This is a genomic window from uncultured Lamprocystis sp., assembly GCF_903933125.1.
Lineage (GTDB): Bacteria > Pseudomonadota > Gammaproteobacteria > Chromatiales > Chromatiaceae > Thiodictyon.
Window position 1 is genome coordinate 1 of sequence record NZ_CAIZIZ010000485.1, and the last position, 12,227, is coordinate 12,227.

The window sequence follows — 12,227 nt, forward strand, 5'->3', positions numbered from 1 at the left end:
CCGCGCCCTCAGCGAGGCCGTCGAGCGGCTGATAAGTATATTAGCTAACACTAATAAACGAATCATTTCGTGTACGCTTTTTTGCGCTGCATACTGTGTATTTCCTATTCGGCAACCAAATTAAAAGTAGGAAACTTCAGTGTCAGGAAAATCCGGGTTTTTCTGTCGACTGTTGCTGCTACCTGGTGAGGCCCATCCTTTGCGGCCGGCGACGGTGTGCCGGTCGGATGCCGTGCTCAAATGCCTGCATCACTGCCGCGCGGACAAAGAAAAGGCCAGACCCGCGAGGGTCTGGCCTTGGTGCGTGCGGCCGGTCGCAACCGGTCCGCGTGGATGGTTACAGGATGTAACCGCGCTCGTCGTGCAGGGCGAGGTCGAGACCTTCGGTTTCTTGCTCCTCGGTGACGCGCAGTCCGATGGTCCAGTCCACGACCTTGAGTATGATCAGGCTGATGACCGCCGTATAGACCAGGGTAGTGCCGACGCCTATCCCCTGCTTGATCACCTGATCAAGGATGCTGATGTCACCGACCAGACCCTTGCCGCCTAAGGCAGCGCTGGCGAAGACCCCGGTAAGCATGGCACCCACGATGCCGCCAACCGCGTGAACGCCGAACACGTCGAGCGCGTCGTCATAGTGGAACATGCGTTTGACCTTGGTCGAGGCGAGGAAGCACAGCACGCCGGCGGCCACGCCGATGCCGATGGCGCCCATCGGACCCGCGGTACCGGAGGCGGGGGTGATGGCGACCAGGCCGGCGACCGCGCCGGAGGCGATGCCCAGTACGCTGGGCTTGCCGTGCGCCCACCACTCCGCGAACATCCAACTCAGGGCCGCGGTGGCGGTGGCGATCTGGGTCACGGCCATGGCCATGCCGGCGACACCGTCGGCGGCCAACTCACTACCCGCGTTGAAGCCGAACCAGCCAACCCACAGCATGGACGCGCCGATCACCGTGTAGCCCAGATTGTGGGGCGGCATCGCCGTCGTTGGAAAGCCTTTGCGCTTACCGATCACCAGCGCCGCGACCAGACCGGCGATACCGGCGTTGATGTGTACCACGGTGCCACCGGCGAAATCCAGCACCCCCAGCGATCCGAGCCAGCCGCCGCCCCACACCCAGTGGGCTACGGGGACATAGACCAGCGTCAGCCAAAGGGCCATGAACCACATCAGAGCGGAGAACTTCATGCGCTCGGCGAAGGCGCCGACCATCAGTGCCGGGGTGATGATGGCGAAGGTCATCTGGAATACCATGAAGACCGTCTCGGGGATGGTCTGGGTCCCGTAGATCGAGCCGATCCCGACGCCTTTAAGGAACAGGTTGTCGAGGCCGCCGATCCAGGCGTTCAACGCGCCGCCGTTACCGAAGGCGAGGCTGTAGCCGTAGATGGTCCACAAGATCGTGACCATGGCGGTGATGGCAAAGCACTGCATGAGGACCGAGAGCACGTTCTTGGAACGGACCAGGCCGCCGTAAAAAAGCGCAAGGCCGGGGATGGTCATGAACAGGACGAGTGCAGTGGATGTCAGCATCCACGCGGTGTCGCCTGAGTTGAGGGTCGGGGTCGCGGCGTCCTGAGCCAGGACCAGGGTTGGCGCCAGGGTCAGCAGACCCGTCAGGGCGATCCTGCCAGGCCAGGTTGTCGGGGAATTGGGTCGCATCATGTGTTCTCCTCCGGCGTGTGGTCTAGAGGGCGTCGATGCCGGTCTCACCGGTACGGATGCGCACGACTTGCTCCAGGTTGTAGACGAAAATCTTGCCGTCGCCGATCTTTCCCGTGCGGGCCGCATTGGTGATGGCTTCGATGACCTTGTCGACCAGACCGTCGTCCACGGCGATCTCGACCTTGATTTTGGGCAGGAAGTCGACCACGTATTCGGCGCCGCGATACAACTCGGTGTGGCCTTTCTGGCGGCCGAAGCCCTTGACCTCGGTGACCGTGATCCCCGAGACGCCGATATCGCCCAGCGCCTCGCGCACGTCGTCAAGCTTGAAGGGTTTGATGATGGCTGAAATCAGTTTCACGACAGGAATCTCCAAATAGGGACCAGGGCGGGTCCCCTGGTCAGGATGGTTGCCCGTTGAGCGAGAATCTTGATCAGAAGGTCTTCTTCCAGCCGACCCACACCTTGGGGTCGGTGTCCCACACCTCTTGATTGCCGCCGTTCTGGTCGTAGTTGAAGCTGACGGTGCCGTAATCGCCCACGGCGCGGCTGACGGAGACACCCCAGGTGGCGTAGCTCTGTCCGTCGCTGTTGCGGAACATGTAGTAGCCGCCATGCGCGTTGAAGGCGAAGTCATAGGGCAGGGCGAAGTCAACGGCCCCAAAGGAATAGAGGTCACCCTCGTAGGGCAGGATGCCCTTGTTGTTGTCGCCGCCGTCGGCCTGGCCCCAAACAGTGTATGCTAAGCCGGCGGTGATCCACCGGTAGGTGAGCTTGCCGCCGATCTCGGCGAAGTTGGCATCGCGCCCGTCAGGGTAGGCATACAGGATCGCGTTGAGGTCCCACTTCCAATCGTCGCCGATCTTGCCGCCGAAGCCGGTGTAGACGTCGAGTTCATAGGTTGGTGCGTTTGGGTTGGAAGACCCGGTCGTCTCGTAGATCGGGAAACCATTGTCGTCGAGGATCGGCAAACCATCCGCGTCGACCATCGCGGTGGCAATCTGCGCCGCGCCCTCGTTGTTGAAATCGACGTTGGACGCCCAGGTGCCCAGATAAAAACCACTGGCATGGGCGTAATCCAGTCCGCCCTGGATGGCCGGTCCGTCCTGCGTTTGGGAGACGCCGCGCCAGATGTAGTTGCTGACCGCGCCGATGTTGGCGCTGAAGCTGTTGGGGTCCGCCGCGGTCGCCGTCTGAAGCGTGCCGAGGCTGAGGAGCAGCGCGCCGCTGGCGCAGGCGATACGGATGCGTGGTACGTTCATGCGAGATAACCCTCTGAAATCCTGTAGTGTACGTTGCGGTTCCGTGGTCAGGTTGCGATCACGGTCGCCGGCTGGACTGGTGTGCCAGGTTTACGATAGTTATCGAAAGCAGCTAGTGTGCCAACCTGGACTGTCCCGAATACACAACGGCATTGGGGTCGATTGTGCTGAAATCGCAACAGATGGCTGCACCAAAAGTGATCTGCTCAGTGGTCTTCCGATCGCTCGCGTGCGCTATTCTGGTGCGGATTGCCGAAAAGACGGGTTCGGCCTCAAGCCCCTATAATGAAGGTCCGAACCCAAGACCCCCCGCGGACGCCTGTCGTGCCGGGGCCGACACCGAGGACCCCCTGTCATGTTGGATCCGAAGCAACTCGACGATCTCGTACAGCGCCTCTCAAGCGCTTTGCCCAAGGGCATTCAGACCTTACAAGAGGATCTGGGTCGTAACCTCCGAACCTCGCTGGAGGCGGGTCTCACCCGTCTGGATCTGGTCACGCGCGAGGAATTCGACGTGCAGTCCGCGGTGCTGGCCCGTACCCGTGAGAAGCTCACCCAGTTGGAGGCGCAGGTCGCTGAACTGGAGCGGGCGGTCGGGGCATCGACGCGGTCGGGCTGATCCAGGCGTTCACGATTTCGCTCCGACAGTCTTCCGGCCGGTCCGCCAAGCGCGCCCGTGGCCCTTTGCGTCCTGCATAGTCGTGCCCGGGTCGGGATCGCGGCCCCGCTGGTCACGGTCGAGGTTCATCTCGCCGGCGGCTTACCCGCCCTGTCGATCGTCGGGCTTCCCGAGTTGGCGGTCAAAGAAAGCAAGGACCGGGTGCGTGGGGCGCTGCTCAACGGGCGTTTTCAGTTTCCGCTGGGGCGTATCACCATCAACCTGGCGCCGGCCGACCTGCCCAAGGAGGGCGGTCGCTTCGACCTCGCGATTGCCCTGGGTATCCTGGGTGCTTCCGGTCAAGTCCAGGCCGGGCGGTTGGGCGCCTGTGAGTTTCTGGGTGAATTGGCGCTGTCCGGGGACTTGCGGCCGATCGCCGGCGTGTTGCCGGCGGCGCTGGCCGCCCGCGACGCCGGCCGTGAACTGATCCTGCCGACTGAGAATGCGGCGGAGGCGGCCCTGGTCAGTGATCTCACGGTCCGACCGGCGCCGCACCTGTTGGCGGTGTGCGAGCACCTCAACGGGGTCCGGAGTTTGCCGATCTACTGCCCGGACCAGGCCGCGGTCTGCGCTCCGGACTACCCGGATCTCGCTGAGGTGCGCGGTCAGGAGCAGGCCAAGCGCGCCTTGGAGGTCGCCGCGGCGGGCGGCCATAGTCTGTTACTGATCGGCCCGCCGGGGACCGGTAAGTCCATGCTCGCGAACCGGTTGCCGGGGTTGCTGCCGCCGCTGACCGAGGCCGAGGCACTGGAGACCGCGGCGATCCGCTCGATCAGTGAACGTGCCGGGTTCGATCCGGCGACCTGGTTGCAACGGCCCTTTCGGTCGCCGCACCATACCGCGTCCGGAGTTGCGCTGGTGGGTGGGGGGAGCAACCCGCGGCCGGGTGAGATCTCGCTCGCGCACCTGGGAGTGCTGTTTTTGGATGAGTTGCCGGAGTTCGATCGCCGGGTGTTGGAAGTGCTGCGCGAGCCCCTGGAGTCGGGGCGCATTCACATCTCGCGCGCCGCTCAACAGGCCGAGTTCCCCGCGCGCTTTCAGTTGGTGGCGGCGATGAACCCCTGCCCCTGCGGCTATCTGGGTGACAGCGGCGGGCGCTGTCATTGCACGGCGGATCAGGTTGCGCGGTATCGGGGGCGCATTTCGGGTCCGTTGCTGGATCGCATCGATATGCATGTGGAGGTGCCGCGATTTGATCTGTCCGTGCTGGACGGTCCGGCTCCCGCGGGAGCATCAACCAGCGCGACCGCGCGGGCGCGGGTGGCCGCCGCGCGCGCATGCCAGCAGGCGCGGGCCGGCAAGCCGAACTGCGCACTGCACCCGCGGGAGGTCGAGCGGGATTGCGCACTGGATGACAACGGCCGGCGCCTGATGCAGCAGGCGCTGGCCCGGCTCGCGCTGTCGGCACGCGCCTATCACCGCATCCTCAAGGTTGCCCGGACCATCGCCGACTTGGCGGGGGCCGCCGCGATCGCCGTGCCGCACCTGAGCGAGGCGATCGGCTACCGGCGCCTCGATCGCGGGTCGGCCTGATTCCCACCCGATGATAAAGATACCTCTCGACGATGCTGCAACTTACTGATCTTTCATTTCGCCGCGGTCCGCGGCTGCTGCTCTCCGGGGCCTCGCTGACCATTTATCCGGGTTCCAAGGTGGGCCTGGTCGGCGCCAACGGGTGCGGTAAGTCCAGTCTGTTTGCCCTGTTGCTTGGGGATCTGCACGCCGATGCCGGCGCGTGCAGCCTGCCGGCGGACTGGCAACTGGCGCACGTGGCTCAGCACACCCCGGATACCTTGGCCCCGGCGATCGAATTCGTCCTCGACGGCGACGCGGAGTTGCGCCGCATCCAGGGCGAACTCGCCGCCGCGGATGCGGCCGGCGACGGGCTGCGCCACGGTGAACTGGCCGGCCGGCTGGAGTCGATCGACGGCTATGGTGCGGAGAGCCGTGCGGCGCGACTGTTGCACGGACTGGGCTTCGCGCCGGGCGATGAGCGACGGCCGGTGAACAGCTATTCCGGCGGTTGGCGGATGCGGCTGGCGCTGGCGCGCACCCTGATGTGCCGCTCGGATCTGCTGCTGCTCGATGAGCCCACCAATCATCTGGACCTGGACGCGGTGATCTGGCTGGAGGGCTGGCTCAAAGCCTACCGCGGGACCCTGATCCTGATCTCCCACGACCGTGATTTTCTTGATGCGGTGGTCGGCCACACGCTGCACCTGGAGCGCGAGCGTCTCACGCTCTACGCCGGTAACTACTCGGCCTTCGAGCGCCAGCGTGCCGAGCGCCTGGCCCAGCAGCAGTCGGCCTATGAGCGTCAACAGCGCGAAGTCGCCCATATCCACAAGTTCGTGGAGCGGTTTCGCGCCAAAGCGACCAAGGCGCGCCAGGCGCAGAGCCGGCTGAAGGCGCTGGAGCGCATGGAGCTGATCGCCCCGGCCCATATCGACTCCCCTTTTCATTTTGGTTTCGCGCCGGCCCTGCATCTGCCCAACCCGCTGATGCGGTTGGAGTCCGTCGCCGCCGGCTATGCGGACCGGCCGATCCTGGCCGGCGTGAACCTGAGTCTCAACCCCGGTGACCGCATCGGCCTCCTGGGCCGCAACGGGGCCGGCAAGTCCACGCTCATCAAGGTGCTGGCCGGGGATCTCGCCCCGAGCGGTGGCTGCCGGCAGACCGCCCAGGATCTGCGGATCGGCTATTTCGCTCAGCACCAGCTCGATCAGTTGCGGCGCGACGACAGTCCGCTCCAGCATCTGCAGCGCCTGGACCCCAAGGCGACCGAGCAGTCCGTGCGCGATTACCTGGGTGGTTTCGGCTTCGCGGGGGAACGCGCGCTGGGTCCGGTGGCGCCGCTGTCGGGCGGCGAGAAGGCGCGGCTGGTACTGGCTCTGTTGATCTATCAGCGGCCCAACCTGTTGCTGCTCGACGAGCCGACCAATCACTTGGATCTGGAGATGCGCCATGCACTCAGCGAGGCGCTGCAGGACTACGACGGTGCCATGGTCCTGGTCTCGCATGATCGTCATCTGTTGCGGGTGACCGCCGATACCCTGTTGCTGGTGGACGGCGGTCGGGTCGAACCCTTCGACGGTGACCTGGACGATTACCCGGCCTGGCTCGCCGCCCGTGATCCGGATGCGGCGGGGCCTGGTGTCGTCGCCGATGTTCGGGACGGCACCGACCGCAAGCAGCAGCGGCGCGCCGCCGCGGAGGTCCGCAAGGTTCTGCAGCCGCTGCGCAACCAGCTCAAGGCATTGGAGCAGCAGTGCGAGGTCCTCACGGCCCGGCGGGCGGCGTTGGCGACGGCGCTGGCCGAGCCGGAACTCTATGCCGCCGATGCCAAACCACGACTGCTGTCCTTGTTGGAGGAGCAGCGCCGGGTCGCCGTCGAATTGGCGGCGGCCGAGGGGCAGTGGCTGACGGTCGGTGAGGATCTGGAGCAACGGCAGGCCGAGTTGGAATGAAGGAGATTCGTCCGGTCGCACTGTCGCGGCCCTTGCGGGCACGCGGTCGGCGGCGTCTCGGCCGGCTCCTGGTGGTGTTGACCCTGTTGATCGGTTATCTGGTCTGGCCCTACGTGACCCTGTGGCGGCTGGATCGCGCCCTGGTGCGGAATGATCAGATCGTTCTGGCCCGTCTGATGGACTTGGATGCCATTCGCGATGAACTCCGCCGCCGACTCAACAAGGACGTCGACAGCGCCAGCGGTCCGCCCTCGGATGCCTTCATCGTCTGGTTGGAAGAGGCGATCCGGCGCGACGGTACCGCGGCACTCGAGACGCAGGTCGATCTGGCCTGGGTTCGCGACCGGATGCTCGCCTACTCCCCGCCGGGTGTGGGCTTGCGCCCGGCGCTGGCGCGGGCCTTTTTCGACGGCCCGTGGCAGTTTTCGCTACGTCTGGACGCGGATTGCGGCGGACCGGTGTTCGTGCGCCTGGGCTTCACCGGCAGCGGTTGGCGGGTACAGGCGCTCTACTACTGAGCCGCGAGCGTTCAGCGGCCAAGCTCCAGCCGGATGGTTGCCGCCTGACCGGTTTTGGCTCACGCCTCAAATCCTTGGCGACTGACGGCCATCTCATTGACCCAAGCGCGCGCGTTGCCTGTAGAATCCCAGCCGCAGCCACCAATCGCCGTGTTCCGATAACAAGAGGATAAGCATAAGCCCATGTCTCCATTTAAAGATCTGAGCCGTAGCCAACCAAACGACGCGTTTTACGATCTCCCTCCCCTGGGGATGGACGCGACGGCGATCGCCGCCGATGTGCGCCATTATTTCGCCCACACCATGGGGCAGGATCGGAATTCACGCTCCGCCTACTACCCCTACGAGGCGCTGGCGATCACCCTGCGTGATCGGCTGATGGAGCGTTGGAAGCGGACCCGCCAAGCCCATAACGACGCGGATTGTAAGCGGACCTATTATCTGTCGCTCGAATTCCTCATGGGGCGGACCCTGTGTAACGCCTTGCTCAACCTCGGCGTCCATGATGCCGCCGAGCAGGGGCTGTACGACATGGGTCTGGTCCTCGAAGAGCTCGCGAGCGGCGAGCGCGATGCCGGTCTCGGCAACGGCGGTCTGGGTCGACTCGCCGCGTGCTTCCTCGACTCCTGCGCGACCCTTGAACTGCCCGTCAAAGGCTATGGTTTGCGCTATGAGTACGGGATGTTCCGACAATTGATCGAGGACGGCCACCAGTTGGAGGAGCCTGATCACTGGATGCGCGACGGCAGCCCCTGGGAGTTGGAGCGTCCGGAATACACTCAGCGCATCCAGTTCGGCGGTCGTACCGAACGCTACAAGGATGCCACCGGCCGTCCGGCGGCGCGCTGGGTCGATACCCGTGATGTGTTGGCGGTGCCCTATGATGTGCCGATTCCCGGTTACCGCAACGACAACATCAACACCCTGCGCCTCTGGAAGGCCGCCGCGACCGACGAGTTCGATCTGGGCGAGTTCAACGCCGGCAGTTATCCGGAGTCCGTGGCGCAGAAGAATGCGGCGGAGCACATCACCATGGTGCTCTACCCCAACGACGCCAGCGAGAGCGGCAAGGAACTGCGCCTGCGTCAGCAGTTCTTCCTGGCGAGCGCCAGTATCAAAGACGTGATGCGCGAGTGGGTGCGCCTGAAGGGCAAGAACTTCAGCGAATTCGCGGCCAAGAACTGCTTCCAGTTGAACGACACGCACCCCGCCATCTCGGTGGCTGAACTGATGCGTCAACTGATGGATGAACATGATCTGGATTGGGGGCCGGCCTGGGCCATCACCACCAAGACCATGGCCTACACCAACCACACCCTGCTGCCGGAGGCCCTGGAGCGCTGGCCGGTCCGGCTCTTCGAGCAACTTCTGCCGCGCGTCCTGGAGATCATTTACGAGATCAATGCCCGTTTCCTCGCCGAGGTGGCCAGCCGCTGGCCCGGCGACAGCGACCGGCAGCGCCGGATGTCACTGATCGAAGAGGGGCACGAGCGCCAGGTCCGGATGGCCTATCTGGCCATCGTCGGCAGCTTCTCCGTCAATGGGGTCGCCGCGCTGCACTCGAAGCTGCTGGTGGAAGGGCTGTTCAAGGACTTCCACGACCTCTGGCCGCACAAGTTCAACAACAAGACCAATGGCGTGACCCAGCGGCGCTGGCTTGCACTCTGTAATCCGGGGTTGCGTGAATTCCTCGACGAGACGATCGGCGACGGCTGGGTGCGCGATCTGGATCAGCTCGAACGGCTCGTTCCCTATGCCAATGACGCGGTGTTTCGTCAGCGCTGGCGCGCCATCAAGCTGGAGAACAAGCGCCGGCTCGCGCAGACCGTGAAGCAGCTCGTGCATGTGGAGTTCCCCGAGGAGGCGATGTTCGATGTGCAGGTCAAGCGCATCCACGAGTACAAGCGTCAACTCCTGAACATTTTGCACGTGATCCATCTGTACAACCGCATCAAACGCGGGGATACGCGTGACTGGACGCCGCGGTGTGTGCTGATCGGCGGCAAGGCCGCGCCCGGCTACTACATGGCCAAACAGATCATCAAGTTGATCAACAATGTGGCGCGGGCGGTCAATCGCGATCCGGATACCGAGGGGCGGCTGCGGGTCGCGTTCCTGCCCGACTACCGGGTTTCACTCATGGAAGTGATCGCGCCCGGCACCGACCTGTCGGAGCAAATCTCGACGGCCGGCAAGGAGGCGTCCGGCACCGGCAACATGAAATTCATGATGAACGGGGCCGTCACCATCGGCACGCTGGACGGGGCCAATATCGAGATTCGGGAACAGGTGGGCGATGAGAATTTCTTCCTGTTCGGGCTCACGGCCGCCGAGGTTGAACAACGTCGCGGTCATTATGATCCCAATGCCATCATCGCCCGCGACAGCGCCCTCCAGGATGTGATGAACCTTCTGGAGTCCGGTCATTTCAATCAGTTCGAAGGGGGTATTTTCGACGCGATCATTCACACGATTCGCAGCCCGCATGATCCGTGGATGACCGCCGCGGATTTCCAGGGGTATTGCGAGGCTCAGGAGCGCGCAGCGGCGGCCTACCGCGATCAGGAACACTGGACGCGCATGAGCATCCTGAATACCGCCCACAGCGGATTCTTCTCGTCCGACCGGACCATCGGTGAATACAATCGGGACATCTGGCATCTGGACGCGGTCCCGCCGGTGCCGCGCTAGGTCGCGAGCGGTGGTCAGGCGCGCGGGCCTTGATCAAGATTCCGGCCACCTGGGCTCGCCTGGTGCGTCGTCAGGCCATCCTGGCCTGACATCGTCAGGGCTGGAAGCCCTGACTACGCACGCCGCTGGCCGGGATTACGATCAAGGCCCGCGCGAGGATGCGTTGGTGTCCCGTGCGTGGCGATCCGAACCTTTCAAGCGCTTGGCGGCCTGGTACGCCCAGGCTGTGTAAATTGAATCCCGATAGACAGCGGGCTGCTTATGCCAAACTTGAATCGCTTATCCGATTACGACAACGACAACGATTGTATTCGCCGTATAACCTAATTTCCGGCTACTGACCTAATGCACCGCTGCCCGTCCCAAATAGACCCCGAGGGCGTCGGCATCCATCGGCTCGCCGAACAGATAGCCTTGCGCCAGCCGGCAACCGGCCGCCTGCAGGAAGGCGGACTGATCCTCCCGCTCGACCCCCTCGGCAATCACCGCGAGCCCCAGATCGCGACCCAGGTCGATGATGGCGCGGGTGATCGCCTCTTCGCTCTGGCCGCGTCCGATGCAGCGGATGAAGGAGCCGTGAATCTTCAGCCGATCGATCGGCACGCGGTTGATCCGTCCCAGCGCGCAGGCACCGGTGCCGAAATCGTCCACCACCAGGCTGATCCCCAGGCTGCGCAGGTCGCTCAGCGCGGTAATTACCCGCGCGTTGTCGCCCACGATCACTGACTCGGTGACTTCCACTTCCAAATCTTCAGGGACCAGTCCGGACTCGACCAGGCAGCGCTGCAGTGTCGGCAGCAGGTTAGAGCGCGCGAGTTGCTGGATCGATACGTTGACGGCGATGCGCGGCACGGCGAAGCCGGCGGTACGCCAGCGGACCAACTGCCGACACGCCTCGGTCAAGACCCACTCACCGAGTTCGCCGATCAGCCCGATGCGCTCGGCGACGGGGATGAAGCGCTCCGGCGCGACCGCTCCGAGGTCCGGGTGGGCCCAGCGTGCCAAGGCCTCGACTCCCCACAGATGGCCGGTTGCGAGTTCGATCTGCGGTTGATAGAGCAACCCCAGTTCACCGCGGGCCAGGGCGCCGCGCAGGGCATTTTCGAGTGCGTGTTGCTCTTGGGCGGCGATGCTCATCTCTGGAGCGTGGAACTGGTAGTTACCGCGGCCCCGCTCCTTGGCATGGTACATCGCCAGATCGGCGCTGCGGATCAGCGTCTCCGCGTCCATGCCGTCGGTCGGATAGAGACTGATACCGATGCTCGCCGAGAGAGGAATCGCGTGGGTGTCGATCTGCAGCGGCGACCGCAGCAGGTCCAGGCAGGCCTGGGCTGCTGCCGCCGCCCCGGCGGCCGAGGAGTGGCCGTCCAGCAGGATCAGGAACTCGTCCCCGCCGAGTCGTGACAGGGTGTCCGCGCCGCGCAGCCGCTCGCCGAGTCGGCGCGCGACCGCCTCGAGCAGGCGGTCTCCCACCTCATGACCCAGGGTGTCGTTCACTTTCTTGAACCGGTCCAGATCGACGAACAGCAGGGCGAGACGGCCGCGTTCCCGCTGGGCGCGGCGAATGGCCTGGCTGAGTCGGTCCTGGAGCAGGATGCGGTTCGGCAGGCCGGTGAGCGCGTCGTGGTTTGGGAGGAAATCCATACGTTCTTGGGATGGTTTGAGTTGGGTGGCGTCGCTGAATATCGCGACATAGTGAGTGGTTTGTCCGGCCGCGTCATTAACCGTGCTGATGGTCAGCCACTCGGCGTAGATTTCGCCGTCCTTGCGTCGGTTCCAGATCTCGCCGCGCCATTGGCCGACGCTGCGCAAGGCACTCCACGGGTCAGCAATTCCAAATTTGGGCGGCACCGCGCGACCTCTGGTGGATGCGGCGCGCGCGACCGCCGTGCCGAGTCCCCGAGACCGAGCGGCGCGCCTTATCCACCCTACAACGGAGCCGGTTTCGTAGGGTGGATAAGC

Annotated in this window: 9 protein-coding genes; 5 read left to right on the forward strand and 4 right to left on the reverse strand. The window is 64.4% G+C overall.

Going from position 1 to position 12,227, the window contains the following annotated elements; all coding sequences use genetic code 11:
- Positions 1-337: 337 nt before the first annotated feature.
- The 3 genes from QZY03_RS26760 to QZY03_RS26770 all read right to left on the reverse strand — a co-directional run bounded on the left by QZY03_RS26760 (position 338) and on the right by QZY03_RS26770 (position 2,931).
- Complete coding sequence (locus tag QZY03_RS26760; protein WP_295586494.1) at positions 338-1,669, reverse strand: ammonium transporter; 1,332 nt, start codon at positions 1,667-1,669, stop codon at positions 338-340.
- Between the two features lie 22 nt (positions 1,670-1,691).
- On the reverse strand, positions 1,692-2,030 hold the full coding sequence (locus tag QZY03_RS26765; RefSeq protein ID WP_020506486.1) for a P-II family nitrogen regulator: 339 nt from the start codon (positions 2,028-2,030) through the stop codon (positions 1,692-1,694).
- Between the two features lie 73 nt (positions 2,031-2,103).
- Positions 2,104-2,931: a TorF family putative porin gene (locus tag QZY03_RS26770; RefSeq protein WP_295586497.1), complete on the reverse strand. Its 828-nt coding sequence runs from the start codon at positions 2,929-2,931 to the stop codon at positions 2,104-2,106.
- 355 nt (positions 2,932-3,286) lie between these two features.
- Between QZY03_RS26770 and QZY03_RS26775 the strand changes: the two genes are divergently transcribed.
- From QZY03_RS26775 to QZY03_RS26795, 5 genes are all read left to right on the forward strand, one after another.
- The gene (locus tag QZY03_RS26775; protein ID WP_295586499.1) at positions 3,287-3,550 is read left to right on the forward strand and encodes an accessory factor UbiK family protein; all 264 of its coding nucleotides are present in this window, start codon (positions 3,287-3,289) and stop codon (positions 3,548-3,550) included.
- A gap of 57 nt (positions 3,551-3,607) precedes the next feature.
- Positions 3,608-5,122, forward strand: coding sequence for a YifB family Mg chelatase-like AAA ATPase (locus QZY03_RS26780; RefSeq protein WP_295586502.1), 1,515 nt, complete (start codon positions 3,608-3,610; stop codon positions 5,120-5,122).
- Positions 5,123-5,154: 32 nt separating this feature from the next.
- On the forward strand, positions 5,155-7,056 hold the full coding sequence (locus QZY03_RS26785) for an ATP-binding cassette domain-containing protein (protein WP_295586504.1): 1,902 nt from the start codon (positions 5,155-5,157) through the stop codon (positions 7,054-7,056).
- Positions 7,053-7,574, forward strand: a complete 522-nt coding sequence (locus QZY03_RS26790) for a DUF2939 domain-containing protein (protein WP_295586507.1) — start codon at positions 7,053-7,055, stop codon at positions 7,572-7,574. Before QZY03_RS26785 ends, QZY03_RS26790 begins: the two co-directional genes overlap by 4 nt.
- A gap of 183 nt (positions 7,575-7,757) precedes the next feature.
- Positions 7,758-10,265 (forward strand): glycogen/starch/alpha-glucan phosphorylase, encoded by a 2,508-nt coding sequence (locus QZY03_RS26795; RefSeq protein WP_295586509.1) that lies wholly within the window; start codon positions 7,758-7,760, stop codon positions 10,263-10,265.
- A gap of 342 nt (positions 10,266-10,607) precedes the next feature.
- On the opposite strand, the gene QZY03_RS26800 is transcribed toward QZY03_RS26795, so the two are convergent.
- On the reverse strand, positions 10,608-12,116 hold the full coding sequence (locus tag QZY03_RS26800; protein ID WP_295586512.1) for an EAL domain-containing protein: 1,509 nt from the start codon (positions 12,114-12,116) through the stop codon (positions 10,608-10,610).
- Positions 12,117-12,227 lie beyond the last annotated feature (111 nt).

Bases quoted from the DNA above. Each gene is read 5' to 3' on its own strand.
- QZY03_RS26785 (WP_295586504.1), top strand. From the start codon at position 5,155: ATGCTGCAACTTACTGATCTTTCATTTCGCCGCGGTCCGCGGCTGCTG.
- QZY03_RS26795 (WP_295586509.1), top strand. From the start codon at position 7,758: ATGTCTCCATTTAAAGATCTGAGCCGTAGCCAACCAAACGACGCGTTT.
- QZY03_RS26760 (WP_295586494.1), bottom strand. From the start codon at position 1,669: ATGATGCGACCCAATTCCCCGACAACCTGGCCTGGCAGGATCGCCCTG.
- QZY03_RS26770 (WP_295586497.1), bottom strand. From the start codon at position 2,931: ATGAACGTACCACGCATCCGTATCGCCTGCGCCAGCGGCGCGCTGCTC.
- QZY03_RS26790 (WP_295586507.1), top strand. From the start codon at position 7,053: ATGAAGGAGATTCGTCCGGTCGCACTGTCGCGGCCCTTGCGGGCACGC.
- QZY03_RS26775 (WP_295586499.1), top strand. From the start codon at position 3,287: ATGTTGGATCCGAAGCAACTCGACGATCTCGTACAGCGCCTCTCAAGC.